Consider the following 18,438-nt stretch of genomic DNA (forward strand, 5'->3'; position numbering starts at 1 on the left):
AATGAATAAATTAATTTGTACACTATTGTTTATTGGTTTGTTTTCAAACATAATTGCACAAGAAAATAAGGATATGAATAATTTTGATTCGAGCTTTGCTCATACCGTTTATTTTTGGTTTAAAGATAATACCAATGACAATGACAAAGACCACTTTGAAAAGTCTTTGAAAAAGTTTTTGTCAAATTCTGAATATGCTAAAACCAAATTTATAGGAACAGCGCCAAAAGCATCAAGAGATGTAGTTGACGGCTCATTTACATATTCATTAATTGTAACCTTTGAATCAGCAGAGGCCCAAGAAGCATATCAAAATGAGGCTGCTCATTTAGTGTTTATAGAAGAGTGCAGTCACCTCTGGGATAAAGTAATAGTTTACGATTCTAATGGTATTAACTAAATGAATGTAGAAGAGTTTCGGGACTACTGCATTGTTAAAAATGGAGTGACCGAAGAGTTCCCTTTTGATAAACATACCTTGGTATTTAAAGTTATGGGTAAAATGTTCGCACTAGTTCCTTTAGAGCGTTTGCCATCACAAGCAAATCTTAAATGTGATCCTGAAAAGTCGATTGAACTAAGAGAATCATTTGAAGGTGTCAGGCCAGGTTATCATATGAGTAAAGTACATTGGAATACACTCTATTTAGAAAGCTTAAATCCGAGCCTTATTAAAGAGTTGATAGACCACTCTTATGAATTGGTGATTTCTAAATTAACCAAAAAAGATAGGCTGCTATTGAAAAATAATCAAGAAAATAAAAACTAACCTCAATTGTAAGAATATTTTTACTAATTTCATCTATAGTTTTTTGCTATTCATCGACAGTAAATTACTTTTCATCCCCCAATACTGGTTTATTCTTACAATTTAAACCAATTTTGCAATCCTTAAAATGTGAATTTGTGAATGTACTTTTTATAGAAGATGATATGATTGAAACCATGAAAATGCAACGAGCTGTTGCTAAAATGGAATCAAAGCATGTTATTGTTGAAGCAAAAAACGGAGAAGAAGCTTTAGGCATCTTAAATGAGGGGAGTTTACCTGATATTATTCTTCTAGATTTAAATATGCCAAGGATGAGTGGCATTGAATTTTTGAATATCTTAAAAGCAGATGCACGTTTAAAATATCTACCTACAATTATTTTGACCACATCTGAAAATAGAGTTGATTTGTTAAAATGCTTTGAAATAGGGATAGCCGGTTACATCATAAAGCCCTTAAAATATGAAGATTACGAGCTTAAACTTAAGCGTGTTTTTGATTATTGGGAAATAAGTGAGTTAATCAAAGCCTAACAAAAATTGTAAATTCACAACAATATTTTTACCTGCAGTAGTCCAATTCTTACCTTTATTTTATAATGCTAGATTATTATAATTATGAAGGGAATTGTATTTACTGAATTCTTAGAAATGGTGGAATCAACTTTTGGTTTAGAAGTTGTTGATGCTATTATTGAAAGTTCGGACCTTAAATCTGAAGGTGCTTATACATCTGTTGGTACTTACGACTTTAATGAAATGGTGCAGCTATTAACTAATCTTAGTTCCATAGCTAACACATCAGCAAACGACTTGTTATTTTCATTTGGTCATTATTTATTCGGCGGTTTAATAAAAACGCATCCAGAAGTTGTAAGCAGTTATAAAAACCCAATTGGTCTTTTAAATTCTATAGAAGATCACATCCATATTCATGTAAAAAAATTATACCCCGATGCAGAATTACCTTCTTTTAAAGTTTTAGAAAGAACGGATAATTCTTTGGTTATGGTTTATAATTCTTCACGAGGATTGTATGCATTAGCACATGGATTGATGGACAAAACCTTTGAACATTTTAACAAGCAGGTACAGATTGATTTTGAATTATTAAATGAAGAAGGGACAGAAGTCAAATTTGTCATTGAACAAAATGGATAATACCGATGTTTCCATTTTACATCGCGCTTTAATTCGAGAGAAAAAAGCCCGACAAGCCGCAGAGCGACTTTTGGAAGAAAAATCAAAAGAGCTTTACGATGCTTCATTGCACCTAAAAGAGGCCAATGGTAAGCTAGAGGCAATGTTGGATAATCAAGGTTCGCGAATCGATGGAGCTTTTGTAAACATCATAGATCCTTATGTTGTAATGGACATGACTACCAAAGTCTTGAACATGAATACAAGTGCCAAGGAATTTTTAGGATATGATAATACTAAAGAAAACGTCGTTTTAGGTGATTTGGTTCATAAAGACTACTTGGAATATACTGCCGAATCTTTTAAATCTTTGTTGCATGTTGGCGTACTTAAAAATTATAATGCTAAAATAATAACTAAGAATAAAGGTGAAAAATATGTCAATATTAATGCGAGCTTAATTTACAACGAAAAAGGACAACCAATTGCTGCTCAAGGTGTAATAAGAGATATAACAAAACAAGAGGAGATTAAACAATTACTTGAAGATCAAAAAAAACAACAAGATATTATCGTTGAAAACTCTTCTTTGGGTATAGTGCTAATTGTAGACGATAAAATTGTAAAAGCGAATAAGACATTTGTTGAATTACTAGGGTATTCCACTAATGAGCTAAAAAAATTAAGTATTGATAAAATCTCCACTATTGAAGATGTGAGCCTTTATAAAGATTTACTTGAAAATACTGAACGTGGTGCATCTGATAAATTTTCAATAGTTAGAATCTTTCACAAGAAAAATGGAGAAACTATTTATGGTAAAACCTCTGTTAGCGCTGTTAGGAACGAGAATGGAGAAATCATCTATAAGGTAGCACTAATCGAAGATATTACTAATGATAAAATATCCGAAGAAAAGTTAAGAGCGTCTGAAGAGCGTTTGACTACTTTAATCAGTAACCTTCAAACTGGAATATTATTAGAAGATGAAAATCGCAAAATGGTATTGACCAATCAAATGTTTTGTAATCTTTTTAAAATACCCTTAGCACCTGAGAAACTCAAAGGTATCAACTGTGAAAAGTCATTACAGAAGTACAAACACCTTTTTGTAGATCCTGAACATACTGTAAAAAGAATAAACCATGTTTTAGAAAAGAAAGAACTAGTACTTTCTGACGAACTAGAGTTGGTAGATGGTAGAACCTTTGAACGTGATTATATTCCTTTATTTATTGATGACGTTTATAAAGGCCATTTATGGAGTTATAATGACATAACCTTCAGAAAAAACTACAGAAGAAATCTAGAAATTCAGAAAGAAAAATATGGTAGTATAATAGCTAATATGAATTTAGGATTGGTTGAGATTGATGCCGACAGTAAAATTTTATTAGTCAATAACAGGTATTCTGAGATGATTGGAATAGACATAGACCATCTAATAGGTAAAAATGTACTTGATATTATGGGCTTAGACGAACTCAATATGTCAAAGATGAAATCTCAGTTTAAAAAACGAACAAAAAATGAATCTGATTCTTATGAAGTAGAGGTAACGCTTGCAGATAATACTAAAAGGCATTGGTTGATAAGTGGTGCACCACGTTATGACGAGAATGGACAAATTTTAGGTTCAATAGGTGTTCATTTAGATATCACAAAACAAAAATTACTTGAAAATCAGAAACAAGAATTAGTAAACGAATTGGAGGCTAGTAATAAGGGCTTACAAGAATATGCGCATATTGTTTCACACGATTTAAAATCTCCTCTACGTAGTGTTAGTGCATTAGCAACATGGCTTTATGATGATTATAAAGATAAGCTTGATGAAAGTGGTAGGTATAACCTAAAAATGATGCAAGAGAAAGTAGAAGGAATGGACAATTTAATCACTGGAATTTTAAATTATTCTACGGTAAATAATGAGGCTTTAGATAATACAGAGGTTGATATTAATGAGATTATTCAAAGTATTGAAGAAATTATTTTTATACCAGATAATGTAAAAATTAAGGTTACTAATAAATTACCCATAATTCTTGCAGATAAAACCAAGATTCATCAGTTATTCCAGAACTTTTTAAGTAACGCAGTTGTCAATATTGAAAAAGAAAAGGGACTTGTTGAAATTGGTTGTAAAGAGACACCAACGCATTGGGAATTTAGCGTGAAAGATAATGGAGTTGGTATACCAAAAGAATATCACGAAAAGATTTTTCAAATATTCCAATCTATTGGAAATAATGAGCGTTCTACCGGAATTGGTCTTTCTATTGTGAAAAAGATAATCGATAGATATGAAGGTCGAGTCTGGTTAGAAAGCGAAATAGGGAAAGGAACAACATTTTACTTCACTTTAAAAAAATAAAAAGATGAAAATTAGTCAAGGAAAAAGAACAAAGAATGGAGAGTGGGTTTTAAATGATGAGATTAAACTTATAAAACCTTTAGTACTGGTTTTTGCAGACCGGTTTATTTTGGAATCGGATAAAATATATGATGAAGTTAGAGGAATATTCCCTGATGGAGAATTAGTTTTTGGTTCTACATCTGGTGAAATAATGGAAACTAGTGTTTATGAAGAGACTATAACTTTTACAGCAATTGAGTTTGAGAAAACTTCTTTTAAAATTGTAAGTGAAAATGTTTCTGATTATGTTGATATTCAGAAAATGGGTAGCGCAATTTCTGATAAGTTTGACAAAAAAGATTTAAATCATATGTTCATTGTTTCTGACGGAAGTTTTGTTAATGGAAGTGGTCTTATTGAAGGTTTAGAGTCTGACGAAAATTTTAAGGCATCTATTACAGGCGGTTTATGTGGTGATGGAGCACGATTTGAAAAAACACTCACTTCGTATAACGAGAGTCCAAAACAAGGCGAGGTAGTAGCTATTGGTTTTTATGGAGAAGCTTTAGAAGTTTCTTATGCGAATTATGGAGGTTGGACACCATTTGGACCTGAAAGAACAATTACGAAATCCGTAGGCAATGTATTATACGAGATTGACGGACAACCTGCACTTGACCTATACAAAAAATACCTAGGAGAAAAAGCCAAAGATTTACCGCAAGCAGCATTACTATATCCATTAACAGTGCAGCAAAGTGAGGATGCTGAGCCTTTAGTACGTACCATACTAAATATTGATGAAGAAGCAAATTCAATGATTTTAGCTGGTGATGTGCCTGTAAATTCCAAAGTACAATTGATGATGTCAACCATGGATGATATCGCTAATGGTGCTTCTAATGCCGCTGAACTGGCTATGAACAACCGAACTAATGAGCCAGAACTTGCTATATTAGTTAGTTGTGTTGGTAGAAAACTTGTGTTGGCACAACGTACCGAAGAAGAAATAGAAGAGGTGAAAGATGTAATTGGAAACCAAGCTATGATTACTGGCTTCTATTCATATGGTGAAATGGCTCCATTCGCAGGAAAAAACGAATGTCAGCTTCATAATCAGACGATGACCTTAACTTTAATGAGCGAATAATGCACTCACTGCTGAAACGTCAAATAAAAAAGTTTTTACCAGACGATTTAAAGAATCATCCTGGTATCGATTCATTCTTTGAATCGATTGAAAAGTCGTATTCAGATTATGACGATAAACTTAGTATGATTCAGCGCGCAACATCGTTGAGCTCAACGGAGCTTTATGAGGCCAATAAAAGATTGAATCGAGAGACGGAAAGTCAAAGAAAGGTGTTAGAGGCTTTGAGTAAGGCTGTTGCCTTTATGGAAAGTAGAACCAATGAAAGTGAAAATGGTGAATTAGGTTTTGATCCTCAAAAGTTACTAGAGAATATAGAAAATCAAACGAATAAGATTGTTGAAATGACGGCAGAAAAAGACAGCCTGCTTCGAAATCTAGAACAACAAAATGAGTCATTGAATAATTATGCTCATATGGTTTCACATGATTTAAAATCTCCAATCCGTAATATTCATTCACTAGTTAGCTGGGTTTTAGAAGATGTTGAGAAAGAACTTAAAACAGAAAATGAAGAGAGTTTTAATCTAATATTTCAAAACCTTCATAAAATGGATAGTTTAATTGATGGTATTTTAAGACACGCCACAATTGATTCTCTAGAAGAAAAGATTAAAAATGTTGATCTCAATAACTTAATACAAGAAATTGAAAGAACAATATATGTTCCGCAGAACATAAAAATTGTAATTAAAGATAAACTACCGGTATTGCAGACTGGTAAATATAGAATTGAACAGTTGTTCAAAAATCTACTAACAAATGCTGTAAATGCACTTGAATTTGAAGAAGAAGGTTTCATAGTCATTGCTGCAGAAGAAAATGAAGATAAGTGGCTTTTTAGCATTAAAGACAATGGCAAAGGAATACCAGCCCATTTACAAGCTGGAATATTTAATATGTTCAAGAAATTGGAAAATGATGCAAATGCTACCGGAATTGGATTGGCATTGGTAAAGAAAATAATCAATTATTATAAAGGAGACATTTGGCTTTCATCTGAAGAAGGCGTAGGAACAACCTTTTATTTTACTATTAAAACAAAAATATAATGGGTGAAGTACCTAATTTAAATTATATCAAAGAAATTGCCGGGGGTAATGAAGAGTTTGAAAAAAAATTCTTAGCGATAATACAGGCAGAGTTTCCTAAAGAAAAAGAAGATTATTTAAAATATCTTGCTGATAATGAGTTAGAAGAATCAGCAAAAGTTGTGCATAAGATTAAACATAAATTAGGTATTTTAGGGCTGAATAATGCATATAAACTCGCCATTAAGCATGAAGAGGGCTTAAAATATGGTGATGAAAAGTTGAATAGCGACTTTGAAGAGGTATTGAATAAGGTTGAAGAGTTTATATTAAAAATCTCATAAAGTGAATTGTATTATAATTGATGATGAATTAACTTCAAGAGCTATCGTATCAAACTTATGCGAAAATTCTACTGATTTAAATGTCCTAGCCGAATTTCCTAATGCAGTGGAAGCTTTAAAGTATTTGAATCAAAACGAAGTTGATGTGATTTTTTTGGATATTCATATGCCTTTTTTGACTGGTATTGATTTCATTCAAACCTTAAAGAATCCACCAAGAGTTGTATTTACCACATCTGATACTGATTTCGCTATTGAAGCGTACTCTTATGAGTTTATAGTTGATTATTTAGTCAAACCAATTACCGTAGATCGTTTTCAAAAGACAATTTCGAAATTAAAGAATTCCATTCCAGTAGCACCTTCCAACGATTCTGAAAATGCCGCGTCTGGAGCGTCAACCAATAATGGAGAATTATATATCAATATTGATAGACGTTTAATCAAATTAAAGTTTCAAGATATTTTAATAATTGAAGCCAAAGGTGATTATATAGAGATCAAAACAACTGATTCTTTTCATAGAGTTCATTCTACCCTTAAAAAAATTAAAGAAAAACTACCAGAATCATTGTTTATGCAAATTCATAGGTCTTACATAATCAATTTCACTAAAATAATTGATATTCAAGATAATAGCGTGTTAATTGAACGTAATGTTATTCCGATCAGTAGATCAAACAGACCAAATTTGATGAAACGCCTCAATTTATTATAATAAAAAAGTAAGATTAAGACTACAATAAAAGTAATTATATACGTTATTATTTAAGTGCTTTGCTATGGTGTAAAGCAATAAAAATTCATGACGTATGGCTTTAGAAATAAAAGAAAATAGAGGTCTTTTTGAAATTTTAGGTAGAGTAACTTCACAAAACACCAATGCCTTAAAAATATATTTTGATACGATATTAGAATCCACGGAGATTATAGTAATAAGTATTGAGAATATCACGGAGATGGACTCATCTGCAGCTCTATTTTTTGAACAACTCTATAAGGATGCAGGTAAAAATAATAAAGTAGTTTCCATAGTTGGAAAGCAAAACAATGCCATCGCAAAAGTAATGGAGATTACAAATACAGATTACATTCTAAGTTCGGATAGGACTTAAATAGTTCAGACTTTTACTAGGATATTTAATTATTGAATAATTATTTTATGAAGCTCTTGAAAGTTTTGCGCTTTTAATCTAATGATATACAAACCAGATGATAATTCTTCTACATTGAGATTGTTACCCATTGTATATTCATTCTGATAAATTATTCGCCCTTGTAAAGAAATCATTTCTAGTTGTACCTTTTCTTGTTTCTTATTAATAATCTGAAAAGAAGTTTTTACTGGGTTAGGATAAAACAGACTCGTTTCAGAAGGGGAATTATCAATTAAATTAGGTAAAACCGCACTGAGGAAATTACCGCTTGTTTGTTGAAATTCAAAAGCGCCAATATCATGACTATGACCTGAAGGCCTTGGTTGAGTAGAAATATCAAAAGTGATTCCCCAAGATGATATATCGGTACCTGAGTTCACTAGATTAGAATTTAAAGTGGCCGGACTGAAATTGTTATTTGTAACATCAACCAGTCCAAGTGTATCCATAACCCGCGTCAGTAAGTTGGTATAAATGTTAATAGCCATACTATCTCTTGTTGATTTATCATTGAAGTCAACATAGCTTTCTTGGTTTTGTTTCCAGGTATTTCCTCCTTCAAAATCGTACCCCGGGTTTACAATTAGATTATTTACAAAAAAATTGGGTACCTCGTCTTGCTTTCTGTACTTATCTTGAGGGTTAATAGGATGTATAATTTTTGAATTGTAATGTATTCCTGCATGTTCTGGTTCAATGATTGTATTATTGACTATATAATATCCTTCCATTAGGTCATCAAAATCATGTCGTTGATGAAGAAAGATGCCATGTTTTTTTGGGCCAACAAAAACATTGTTAAAGATTTTTGTGCCGCTTTGACCACTAATCAGCTGCATGCCCCAACCTTTTTCTAAATTATTGTTTTCTAAGTAATTGTTATGGACTGAGTAAATGCCTCCACCTAAACTTAAAGCAAATGATTGACCCCACCGACCATCAGTACCATAATCTTTTACGGTATTATTTCTAATTATACCATTTGCTCTTACCAGATTTAGTTGTATGGCATCCCAATCGATATCTTCAAAAATATTATTATAAACATCTACATTTTCTAACCAATGCCCATAAATAGGATCGCCACTGCAGGATCGGTTAGAGTTTAATTTATAACCGCCAGTAAAGCCTATATATAAACCTTCACCTCCTGTATTATGAACGTAATTATCATGAATATTCAAATTTTTCATTATAAAACCATTACGACGCCAAGTTTCAGGGCGACTGCATTGTGGATCTGTTTTAGCCATGATACCGGCAAAACCAGCATGTGAGACTTCAATATGATCCACTTCTATATCAGTACTTAAGTTTTGAAGATTTACACCAACGGAACCACCACCAGTATCTACAACATCAAAACCGTATTGATAAATGGAATCTCCAGTACCTGTCAAATGAATGAATTTGCTACGTTGAAAATCAATACCTGAATAATGAGATTCATCGATTATGACTTGACCACCACAGTTAATTATGGTTAGAGGAGCTGCTTCGGTTCCTTCAAAATCATAAAATCGAATACCACGGTAAGTACCACTTGGTATGCAAATTGTGTTACCAGGGGAATAAGATGTCTGGCTGGCCCAGATAATATTTAGAGAGGTTGATGATAATCCATTAAGCGTTATATCGCAATTACAGTTTTGGCTATAACTTAAATAAAATGTAATTAAAAAAATGGTGAGTAGTAGTTCCCGTTTCATAGATATGTATTTAAAACAAATGTTTAGGGAACTATGCGAATATATTAAAAAGAAAGAAAAAGACTACAATTAAAAGTATTTAATCGTATTTATTTATTTCTTAATTAGTATAAATTATTTTTTTGCTTGCTTTAATTGAGTTTATTCGTCTACAGCTTTTATCCGTTAAACTATGGTTGTTGTTATTTAAACTCTGCTTCAAAATAGTGATTTAATAAGTGTAGTTTCTTCGTTCTTTGAAATGGAAGATGAAATTGCTTTTAAATTAATACGAGTTAGAATTCTTTTAAAAGTGATTTCGTTTTTAGTCTTATATACAGGTCCAACATACGTATTCAATAAGCTTACCACGGATACTCGTGGTTTTACAACATTGAATTTATAAAAAGTAATATAAGTACTACATTTCGTTATAATAAGTACAAAAAATCTTACAAAATGAAAATCTTAGTAGTTGATGATAAACAGTCTTTAAGCGAGTTGGTAGCGCAATTTTTGGGACAATCTTACCAGGTTGATACAATGGATAACGGACTTGCAGCCATAACTTGGTTACAAGAAGGAAATATGCCTGATTTGATTATTACAGATCTAGAGATGCCAGAAATGGATGGGTTTGAATTAATTAAAAGAGTTAAAGAAACAGGGCTTTTTTCAGATATTCCAATTATCGTGCTGAGTTGCAGAGATAGTTCTGCCGATAGGGTGGAATGCTTGCGATTGGGAGCTGATGATTATATGGTAAAACCTTTTAACCCGGAAGAACTTTTAATTAGGGTTGATAAACTTTTAATTCGAAGTTAGAATGGAAGTTATAACCCAACAAAAAACACAAATACTATATATAGGTACGAATCAACGCTTAGTTGAGGAGTTTCATCGTGATTCAGATTTAGTAGAGGTATATAATGCTGAGACAGTTTCTCATGCTTTGAAATGGCTTCATAATCAAGGAGAATATCATCACGGTAAATGGCACGGTACTTCAGAAAATATAGACGCGATTTTATGCGAATTTAGTTTATCGGAAGCTGATTTACTTGAATTTAAAAGCTATGTCAATAAAACGTTTGACCCTTCTAATAAAATTCCATTCTTATTATTAGGAAATCAAATGAGTAAACAAGAAAAGCAATTGGCCATGGACAGAGGTTTTGATGACTTCTTCGTTCATCCAGTAGATTTTTCTCGTCTTCTTGAACGAGTAAATTTTCTTAAAGAGCTTAAAACGAACTTAAGAAAACAAAAAATACAAACTCATACAGAGAAAACCCAAAAATATAAAATTGGCTTTTTTAAAAGAGCCTTCGATGTATTATTAGCAGGTTCTGTTTTATTAGTAGCCGCACCATTTCTCATTTTGGTTGTTCTTGCAATTCGATTAGAATCTAAGGGTAAGGTTTATTATATCTCAAAACGTGTAGGTACGGGCTATAAAATATTCAACTTTCTCAAGCTGCGTTCAATGTACCCTGATGCTGATAAGCGTTTAAAAGAGTTTGAACATCTTAATCAATATGGTCACGAAGAGGAAACCGATGAAGTCTCGGAGACTACTTCGGCAAAAGAAGTTACGAATACAACTAATACAATGCTTATAGGTGATGATACGGAAGTTGATGAGGTATTACACAATCAAAAAAGAAAAGAAAGTGCTAAAAGTGCTTTTGTAAAATTTGATAACGATCCAAGAATCACTAAAGTAGGTCAAATTATTAGAAAGCTAAGTATTGATGAACTACCGCAGTTAATTAATGTCTTAAAAGGTGATATGTCAATTGTTGGTAATAGACCGTTACCTCTTTACGAAGCCGAAATGTTGACCACAGATGAGTGGACAGAGCGTTTTAATGGGCCTGCAGGTATTACTGGTTTATGGCAAGTTGAGGCACGTGGAAGAAGTTCAAAAATGTCAACTGAAGAAAGAAAACAACTTGATGTGAAATATGTGGAATATGCCAACAGCAAATATGCCTTCATGATAGATATGTGGATCATCTTGAGAACTTTCAAAGCTGTATTTCAAAAGGAGAATGTATAGTAATGATAAAGAAAGGAATACTAGTTTTAGCGCTTATTTTTATCGCGTTTTCTTCTCATGCCCAAACCATAAATGATTTTGTAAATCGTGGTCTTGAAGAAAATGATATATCTCAGCGACTTCCTCAGTTAGATACTTTAATAACAATTGCAAAACACAATTCTCCTAGGCTGAAATTTTTCGATTCAGATTATGAATATTGGGATGGTCAAATAGATCTAGCGAAGAAGGCTTGGTTAAATAATATTAACCTCGATGCAGGTTACAACTACGGAATTTTTGACAATCTTAGTAATGAACAAATAGCTGGTGACCCCGGTAGTCAGACGCTTTTTTCAACCGAACAAAGTAGATATGTTGTTGGTGCCTCTATCAAATTACCACTTTCTGCAGTATTTAATAGAGGGAGAGAAATTAAGAATGCCAAAGCTGAGGCTGATAAATCTAAATATCAAAAAGAATTTGCTGAATGGGAATTAGAACAACTTATTGTCCGACAGTATAATGATTTGATAAAAGCGCACCGTTTGTTCTTTATTTCAAATTCAATTGTTGAATCATACAAAGTACAATCTGTTAGAGCGGATAAAGACTTCGCAAATGGAGTGATAAATGTTACAGAATATACAAGGTTGCAGCAGATGTTGAATCAGTCCATCAGTTCTTTTGAGGCCCAACGTTCAGAATTTTTAATAGCCCTGAAATCTTTAGAAGGAACAGTGGGTATCAAAATAGAGTTTTAAGTATGAAGTTCAATCTTCTATTTTTTGTTCGATTACTATTAAGGCATATTGCCCTATTAATTTTGGTGCCAATTATTTTGGCATCATTAGTGTTTTTTCTTACCCAAGATCAGCCCAAAGTTTTCAATTCAAAGGCTCGAGTTTATACTGGTATTGCTTCTGGGTCAACAATTGAATTAGATAACACAAAACTAGACTTTAGAGCTACAAATACTGCTTACGATAACCTATTAAATCTTATTAAGGCTCGAACTACAATTGAAACGGTTGGCCTAAAATTGTTTGCACAACACATGTCATTAGATAGTGTGAACACAAAAGTAATCTCAAGAGAAAAATATGATGCCTTAATGGAAATTGTTCCGGATGAGGTTAAAAAATTAGCTGTTAAAGGTGATGTTGGTAAAACCTTCGAAAATTTTGAAAAACTAAAGAATTCTAATCATACCAATTTTATTTACGAGCTTATAAATCTGAAGCATCCAGATTATAGTATAGAAAAAATTATTGGACGTATTAGTGTTCGTAGAATATTGAGTAGTGATTTTGTGGATATTGAATTTGAATCAGAAGATCCTGCTATTTGTCAAAATACATTATTGATTTTGGCTGAAGTTTTTGTCAAATTAAATGCAGAGATAAAAGTTAACCAATCTGATGCCGTTGTAAAGTATTTTCAAGGGCAATTGAATACCTCTACCAAGCATTTACGTTCTGCTGAAGATGAGCTTCTTGATTTCAATAGAACTCATAATATCATCAACTACTATGAACAGACAAAGCATATAGCTTCAGAAAAGGAGCACTTTGAACTAGAATATCAAAAAGTTCATATCAAGCATTATGGAGCCAAAGCTGTATTAAACACTTTAGAATCTAAACTTGAGTCTCATGAAAAAAAGAGACTTTCAAGTGAGGAGATTATGACATTGAGAAATGAATTGGCCGATGTGAATTTCGAAATATCAATGAAATCTCTAGGTATTGAAACAGATTCGGTAAAGAGACTACAAAATGCTAAGGATGTCGTTGCCCTTGAAAAAAGAGGGTTAGTACTAAAGGAAAGTTTAGGAACCAGGGTGAATGATTTATACTCAACAGATTATGATGAAAAAACCTTAGCCTCAACTGATATTTTAACTGATTGGTTAGAAAACACCATACTTTTTGAAAGTACCAAAGCGCAATTAAAAGTAATGGATCAAAAGCGCCTAGAATTTGAAAAATTATATCAGGTTTTCTCCCCTTTAGGTGCTACAATGAAAAGACTTGAAAGAAAGATTGATATTGCAGAGCGCGAATATTTAAGCCTTTTACATAGTCTTGGTTTAGCCAAACTAAGACAACAAAATGTTGAATTAAAATCAAATTTAAAATTAATAGAAGTTCCTTTCTTCCCTATAAATCCAAAACCTAGTAAACGCATGATTTTGGTCATCGTAGCTGGCATGGCCGGTTTTATTCTTGTGACTTTTACTGTGCTGATTCTTGAATTTTTAGATGGTAATTTAAATACAGCTGCAAGGGCAGAAGACAAGATTGATTTGAAAGTCTCCTCCATATTTCCTGTTATCAATGAGAATAGCAAAAAAATTGATTTTGATTATTTAACCAACAAGGCAGTTAATGCGATTTCTCGAAACATTATTTTAAATCAGTTTAAGAAAGAAAAAGGCAAAATGCCTGTTGTGAACATGTTCTTTTCTACTCAAGATGAAGAGGGAAAAACATTTATATGCAAACATTTGATTACAAAACTTTGTGAGTTAGATTATAAAACACTGCATGTTACTTACGATTCTTTTGACTTAGAGTTACAAGAACCCTGTTATCAAAAACTTCAGTATCAGGTAAGTGACCAACTTTATAAAATATCTAAGGTTGAAGAGTTTGATGAAACGGGTTCTATAAAAGACTTCAGTTTTTATGACTTTATCATTCTAGAATTACCAAGTATCATTAAAAACCCGTTCCCAGTAAAATTAGCGGCAACGATGGACTTTACCTTTTTAGTTACAAGAGCAAATAGGGCGTGGGGTGAAGCAGATAAAAACGCCTTGACTTTATTTAACGAAGCGACCACTGGACCAGAACCCTCAATTATTTTGAATGGAGTTAAGGTACTCGAAATGGAAACAGTTGTGGGAGATATACCTAAGAAGCGATCAATTATTAGACGATGGATTAAGAAGGTAGTGCAATTTAGGTTCTTCACTAAAAAATCTGTTGCCTAATGATTCAAAAACTTAAAAATATTGGGAAAGAAAAGAATATCTCGTCATTATTAACGAACGTAGTTATTGCTTTTTTAGGTCTTTTGAGCTTCATGTTGTTAACTCGCCAATTGAGTAAAGAACTATTTGGAGATTGGGTTCTTTTTATAACCCTTGCAACGTTTGTTGATTTATTAAGGTTTGGTCTGACGAGAACATCAGTAGTCCGATTATTAGCAGGGGCGGATAAGAATCGTTTTAAAAACTTATTAGGATCTTCCTATAGAATAAATCTCATCCTCTTAGGATTAATTGGTTTGTTTTGTTGGACAGTTCTTGGTGTTTTGAACTTTAGTAATGTGAGCATAAACCAAGGATACCAACTATTTCTAACTTGGTATCCGGTATTAGCGTTATGCAATTTGGGCTGGAATACGGCTTCTGCTCTTTTTCAAGCGCAGCAAAATTTCAATCGTATGATGCATGTAAGGTTTGCGAACATTGGTCTTTTTGTCGTGTTTTTAATAGGTAATGGACTTTGGTTTAATCTTGGGCTTTTAGAAATTGTTTTGGTCAACCTTGCCGTTAATTTAATTTCTAGCCTTTGGTGTACTATAAAAAAGTGGGATGGTTTAGTCTTTCTAAAACATGCTGATAAAAACATAGAAAAAGAACTTATCAATTTTGGTAAATACTCTATGGGAACCTTAATAGGGTCAAGTCTTCTTAAAAGTGCCGATACGTTAATAATAGGATTAAGCCCTATTTTGGGTTCTGCCGGAATCGCAATGTACGCTATCCCTTTAAAATTAACCGATTTGTTAGGCATCCCGCTTAGAAGCTTTACAATGACTGCCTATCCCCGAATGTCTAAAAAAGCCATTGCTGGAGATTTGGATGGAGTTCGTAAAATCTTTTACGCCTATTCTGGAGCAATAACCTTATTGTTTATACCGGTGGCTATTTTTTGTTTTGTCTTTGCAGAATACTTGATATTAATTTTAGGTGGCGATGCTTATGCAGATTCTTTGCCTTTATTAACCCTCGTTTTTAGGGTGTTCACAGTATATACGTTATTACTACCTATTGACCGTTTCACGGGTGTTTTGTTGGATAGTATTAATAGGCCAAAACTGAACTTATATAAGGTCATTTTTATGACTATCGCCAATGTCTTGATAGATGTTTTAGCGGTATTTGTCTTTGAAAGCCTCGTTATGGTTGCTTTAGGTACTGTTCTTTTTACCCTTTTAGGAATTTTCTTAGGTTTTTATTTTCTACGAAAAGAGATTCAAATACAATCGAAACAAATTTTACCTGAGGGTATTTTCTTTTTCAAAAACTTAAATACTTATATCGGTCGATGAATCCATTTCATAAAACATATGGCACGGATTATTTAAAGGAACCATTGCCAATTGCAATTCTTCTTTCATTGACAATTGCCTGTGCGCATTTAACAGCAACAAAAGGATTGATTGTAGGTTTAGCTATTATCATTTTACCTATTGCTATTGTCTATTTGGGCGTATTGTTTGCAAAGCCGAAAATTGGAATAATGACCATTTTTGTACTCAATTTCACAATTTTAGGTCTTGGACGATATGTACCTATGACCTGGGGATTGCTGATTGATGGTCTTCTGTTTCTAATGTATTTAGCGCTTTTCTTTAAGGCTTTTAAAATAAAAATACCTTGGAGTAGAGCAAAATCACAACTTAGTCTTCTTGTAACTATTTGGTTTGGTTACGCTTTGTTTCAGGCTGTCAATCCGGAAGCTGCAAGTTTTGCAGCTTGGTTTTACGCTATGCGTGGCTTAGCCCTTTACCAATGGATGATTGTTCCTTTACTATTTATCATTTTTAATAAACCTAAAGACCTAAAGTTCTTTCTGATTATTTGGGGATTAATGTCCTTTTTTGGAACCTTAAAAGGTTGTCAACAGTTGTTTTTTGGTGTAGACCCTTTTGAACAAAAATGGTTGGACAATGGTGGGGCATTAACACATGTGCTTTTTGGAAAACTCCGCATATTTTCTTTTTATTCTGATGCGGGACAGTTTGGAGCCTCACAAGGTCATGCAGGAGTTGTATTCGGTGTATTGGCACTTTTTGCAAAAAGTAAGAAGTTTCGAATTTTCTGCATTGTTGTTTCGTTAGCAGGATTATATGGTATGTTAATTTCTGGAACACGAGGTGCCATTGCGGTTCCTGCTGCGGGTGGTATTATGTTTTTGATTTTAAGAAAAAACATTCCAATTCTGGTTGCCGGCGCGATTATGGGTATAGGAGTATATGTGTTTTTTGCACATACCACTATAATGAATAATAATGCACAAGTTAGAAGAATGAGAACGGCATTTGATCCTAATGATGCCTCATTACAAGTTCGTTTAGCAAATCAAAGAAAATTATCAACCTATTTAGCTTCTAGACCTTTTGGTGGTGGAATAGGCTCAACCGGTAACTGGGGACAAAGATTTACACCAAATACATTTTTAGCAAATACGGCTACTGATAGTTGGTTTGTTGCTATTTGGGCGGATACGGGTATTGTTGGTCTCTATTTACATCTCTTTATTTTATTCTTCGTATTGATAACCGGGGCTTATAATGTGATGTTTAAAATAAAGGACCCTTGGCTAAAAGGGCAAATAGCCGCATTGGTTTGCGGCATGTTCGGTATTATGGGTGCATCATATGGTAATGGTGTTTTTGGACAATTTCCTACTTGTATTTTAATGTACACAGGTATGGTATTCATGTTCATTGCTCCAAAAATGGATAAAAAAATCATTGCTGAAAAAGCTAAAAAGGTAACCGAAAGAGAATTAAAACAAATTAGAAACCTAAGTCCGGCTTAAAAACAGAATTATGAAAACAAATAACCCATTGGTTTCTATAATAACCATTAATTATAATGAGTCTAGTGTCACTTTAGATATGCTCGATTCATTAAGGAATTTGTCGTATGATAATATTGAAATTATTGTTGTTGATAATGCTTCCCCTAATGATAATCCGGATATTATAAAAGAACAGTACCCTGAGGTCAACTTAATTAAAAGTGAAGAAAATTTAGGGTTTGCAGGTGGTAATAACTTGGGAGTAAAAGTAGCTCAAGGTGAATACTTGCTTTTTATTAACAATGATACTATTGTACCAGAAAATTTCATTCAACCATTGGTTCAAACCTTGGCAAGTGATGCAACTATTGGTATGGTTAGCCCTAAAATTAAATTCCATTGGGATCCATCATTAATACAATATGCTGGCTATACTCCAATGAACCACTGGACTATCAGAAATAACAGTATTGGCTATCATCAAAAAGATAATGGTGATTACGATGAACCTACAGAGACTGAATCAATTCATGGTGCTGCAATGATGGTTCCTCGTCATGTTTTAGAAAAGGTAGGCATGATGACTGAAGTTTATTTTCTCTATTACGAAGAGCATGATTGGGCCCAAGCCATAAAACGCAAAGGTTACAAAGTATACTATCAACCAAAATCATATATTTTACATAAAGAGTCCCTTTCAACAGGAAAGTCTAGCCCTTTAAAAACGTATTACATTGCTCGTAATCGAATCGTTTATGCTAGACGTAATTTTCAGCCTGCCCATTTGTTTGTGAGTTTGTTATTTCAAACAATTATCTCCATTCCTAAGAATACAATAACCTTCATTGTAAAAAGACAGTTTAAGCATTTGAAGGCTTTTTGGCGAGCAATTTTATGGAATATAACTCATCACAAAATAGTTCATTCTTAACCACAGT

Annotated in this window: 18 protein-coding genes; 17 read left to right on the forward strand and 1 reads right to left on the reverse strand. The window is 33.0% G+C overall.

The window, feature by feature from the left end:
• The first annotated feature begins 1 nt into the window (after position 1).
• The 10 genes from RM542_RS04605 (at position 2) to RM542_RS04650 (ending at position 7,907) form a co-directional block, all read left to right on the forward strand.
• Positions 2 to 400, forward strand: a complete 399-nt coding sequence (locus tag RM542_RS04605) for a Dabb family protein (RefSeq protein WP_311384540.1) — start codon at positions 2 to 4, stop codon at positions 398 to 400.
• Positions 401 to 769: an MmcQ/YjbR family DNA-binding protein gene (locus tag RM542_RS04610; protein ID WP_311384541.1), complete on the forward strand. Its 369-nt coding sequence runs from the start codon at positions 401 to 403 to the stop codon at positions 767 to 769.
• A gap of 137 nt (positions 770 to 906) precedes the next feature.
• A complete protein-coding gene (locus RM542_RS04615; RefSeq protein ID WP_311384542.1) occupies positions 907 to 1,305 on the forward strand; it encodes a response regulator in 399 nt (132 codons plus the stop codon).
• Positions 1,306 to 1,389: 84 nt separating this feature from the next.
• Positions 1,390 to 1,932 carry a heme NO-binding domain-containing protein gene (locus RM542_RS04620; RefSeq protein ID WP_311384543.1) on the forward strand — a complete coding sequence of 181 codons (543 nt, stop codon included), beginning with the start codon at positions 1,390 to 1,392 and terminating at the stop codon, positions 1,930 to 1,932.
• On the forward strand, positions 1,886 to 4,285 hold the full coding sequence (locus RM542_RS04625; protein ID WP_311384544.1) for a PAS domain S-box protein: 2,400 nt from the start codon (positions 1,886 to 1,888) through the stop codon (positions 4,283 to 4,285). Before RM542_RS04620 ends, RM542_RS04625 begins: the two co-directional genes overlap by 47 nt.
• 4 nt (positions 4,286 to 4,289) lie before the next feature.
• Positions 4,290 to 5,417: an FIST N-terminal domain-containing protein gene (locus RM542_RS04630; protein WP_311384545.1), complete on the forward strand. Its 1,128-nt coding sequence runs from the start codon at positions 4,290 to 4,292 to the stop codon at positions 5,415 to 5,417.
• Positions 5,417 to 6,469, forward strand: coding sequence for an ATP-binding protein (locus RM542_RS04635; RefSeq protein WP_311384546.1), 1,053 nt, complete (start codon positions 5,417 to 5,419; stop codon positions 6,467 to 6,469). Before RM542_RS04630 ends, RM542_RS04635 begins: the two co-directional genes overlap by 1 nt.
• On the forward strand, positions 6,469 to 6,792 hold the full coding sequence (locus RM542_RS04640; RefSeq protein WP_311384547.1) for an Hpt domain-containing protein: 324 nt from the start codon (positions 6,469 to 6,471) through the stop codon (positions 6,790 to 6,792). Before RM542_RS04635 ends, RM542_RS04640 begins: the two co-directional genes overlap by 1 nt.
• A 1-nt stretch (position 6,793) precedes the next feature.
• On the forward strand, positions 6,794 to 7,510 hold the full coding sequence (locus RM542_RS04645) for a LytTR family DNA-binding domain-containing protein (RefSeq protein WP_311384548.1): 717 nt from the start codon (positions 6,794 to 6,796) through the stop codon (positions 7,508 to 7,510).
• Positions 7,511 to 7,604: 94 nt separating this feature from the next.
• Positions 7,605 to 7,907: an STAS domain-containing protein gene (locus RM542_RS04650; RefSeq protein ID WP_311384549.1), complete on the forward strand. Its 303-nt coding sequence runs from the start codon at positions 7,605 to 7,607 to the stop codon at positions 7,905 to 7,907.
• Positions 7,908 to 7,936: 29 nt separating this feature from the next.
• Here the strand turns inward: RM542_RS04650 and RM542_RS04655 are convergent, their stop codons facing one another.
• On the reverse strand, positions 7,937 to 9,658 hold the full coding sequence (locus RM542_RS04655; RefSeq protein ID WP_311384550.1) for a T9SS type A sorting domain-containing protein: 1,722 nt from the start codon (positions 9,656 to 9,658) through the stop codon (positions 7,937 to 7,939).
• Between the two features lie 438 nt (positions 9,659 to 10,096).
• Between RM542_RS04655 and RM542_RS04660 the strand changes: the two genes are divergently transcribed.
• From RM542_RS04660 to RM542_RS04690, 7 genes are read left to right on the forward strand one after another with little or no spacing between them, the layout of a single operon-like run.
• Positions 10,097 to 10,462, forward strand: a complete 366-nt coding sequence (locus RM542_RS04660; RefSeq protein ID WP_311384551.1) for a response regulator transcription factor — start codon at positions 10,097 to 10,099, stop codon at positions 10,460 to 10,462.
• A gap of 1 nt (position 10,463) precedes the next feature.
• Positions 10,464 to 11,699 carry a sugar transferase gene (locus RM542_RS04665; RefSeq protein ID WP_311384552.1) on the forward strand — a complete coding sequence of 412 codons (1,236 nt, stop codon included), beginning with the start codon at positions 10,464 to 10,466 and terminating at the stop codon, positions 11,697 to 11,699.
• A gap of 2 nt (positions 11,700 to 11,701) precedes the next feature.
• Positions 11,702 to 12,442 (forward strand): TolC family protein, encoded by a 741-nt coding sequence (locus RM542_RS04670; protein ID WP_311384553.1) that lies wholly within the window; start codon positions 11,702 to 11,704, stop codon positions 12,440 to 12,442.
• 2 nt (positions 12,443 to 12,444) lie between these two features.
• Complete coding sequence (locus RM542_RS04675; RefSeq protein WP_311384554.1) at positions 12,445 to 14,676, forward strand: hypothetical protein; 2,232 nt, start codon at positions 12,445 to 12,447, stop codon at positions 14,674 to 14,676.
• Positions 14,676 to 16,022 (forward strand): oligosaccharide flippase family protein, encoded by a 1,347-nt coding sequence (locus RM542_RS04680; RefSeq protein ID WP_311384555.1) that lies wholly within the window; start codon positions 14,676 to 14,678, stop codon positions 16,020 to 16,022. Before RM542_RS04675 ends, RM542_RS04680 begins: the two co-directional genes overlap by 1 nt.
• A complete protein-coding gene (locus RM542_RS04685; RefSeq protein WP_311384556.1) occupies positions 16,019 to 17,518 on the forward strand; it encodes an O-antigen ligase family protein in 1,500 nt (499 codons plus the stop codon). Before RM542_RS04680 ends, RM542_RS04685 begins: the two co-directional genes overlap by 4 nt.
• A 10-nt stretch (positions 17,519 to 17,528) precedes the next feature.
• Positions 17,529 to 18,431: a glycosyltransferase family 2 protein gene (locus tag RM542_RS04690; protein WP_311384557.1), complete on the forward strand. Its 903-nt coding sequence runs from the start codon at positions 17,529 to 17,531 to the stop codon at positions 18,429 to 18,431.
• Positions 18,432 to 18,438 lie beyond the last annotated feature (7 nt).

This window comes from Croceitalea sp. P059 (genome assembly GCF_031846365.1).
GTDB lineage: Bacteria > Bacteroidota > Bacteroidia > Flavobacteriales > Flavobacteriaceae > Croceitalea > Croceitalea vernalis.

What these genes read in the sequence shown, in the direction of transcription:
- RM542_RS04690 (WP_311384557.1), top strand. Translation starts at nt 17,529, where the DNA reads ATGAAAACAAATAACCCATTGGTTTCTATAATAACCATTAATTATAAT.
- RM542_RS04670 (WP_311384553.1), top strand. Translation starts at nt 11,702, where the DNA reads ATGATAAAGAAAGGAATACTAGTTTTAGCGCTTATTTTTATCGCGTTT.
- RM542_RS04675 (WP_311384554.1), top strand. Translation starts at nt 12,445, where the DNA reads ATGAAGTTCAATCTTCTATTTTTTGTTCGATTACTATTAAGGCATATT.
- RM542_RS04635 (WP_311384546.1), top strand. Translation starts at nt 5,417, where the DNA reads ATGCACTCACTGCTGAAACGTCAAATAAAAAAGTTTTTACCAGACGAT.
- RM542_RS04605 (WP_311384540.1), top strand. Translation starts at nt 2, where the DNA reads ATGAATAAATTAATTTGTACACTATTGTTTATTGGTTTGTTTTCAAAC.
- RM542_RS04625 (WP_311384544.1), top strand. Translation starts at nt 1,886, where the DNA reads ATGAAGAAGGGACAGAAGTCAAATTTGTCATTGAACAAAATGGATAAT.
- RM542_RS04685 (WP_311384556.1), top strand. Translation starts at nt 16,019, where the DNA reads ATGAATCCATTTCATAAAACATATGGCACGGATTATTTAAAGGAACCA.
- RM542_RS04630 (WP_311384545.1), top strand. Translation starts at nt 4,290, where the DNA reads ATGAAAATTAGTCAAGGAAAAAGAACAAAGAATGGAGAGTGGGTTTTA.
- RM542_RS04665 (WP_311384552.1), top strand. Translation starts at nt 10,464, where the DNA reads ATGGAAGTTATAACCCAACAAAAAACACAAATACTATATATAGGTACG.
- RM542_RS04655 (WP_311384550.1), bottom strand. Translation starts at nt 9,658, where the DNA reads ATGAAACGGGAACTACTACTCACCATTTTTTTAATTACATTTTATTTA.
- RM542_RS04640 (WP_311384547.1), top strand. Translation starts at nt 6,469, where the DNA reads ATGGGTGAAGTACCTAATTTAAATTATATCAAAGAAATTGCCGGGGGT.
- RM542_RS04610 (WP_311384541.1), top strand. Translation starts at nt 401, where the DNA reads ATGAATGTAGAAGAGTTTCGGGACTACTGCATTGTTAAAAATGGAGTG.
- RM542_RS04620 (WP_311384543.1), top strand. Translation starts at nt 1,390, where the DNA reads ATGAAGGGAATTGTATTTACTGAATTCTTAGAAATGGTGGAATCAACT.
- RM542_RS04680 (WP_311384555.1), top strand. Translation starts at nt 14,676, where the DNA reads ATGATTCAAAAACTTAAAAATATTGGGAAAGAAAAGAATATCTCGTCA.
- RM542_RS04650 (WP_311384549.1), top strand. Translation starts at nt 7,605, where the DNA reads ATGGCTTTAGAAATAAAAGAAAATAGAGGTCTTTTTGAAATTTTAGGT.
- RM542_RS04660 (WP_311384551.1), top strand. Translation starts at nt 10,097, where the DNA reads ATGAAAATCTTAGTAGTTGATGATAAACAGTCTTTAAGCGAGTTGGTA.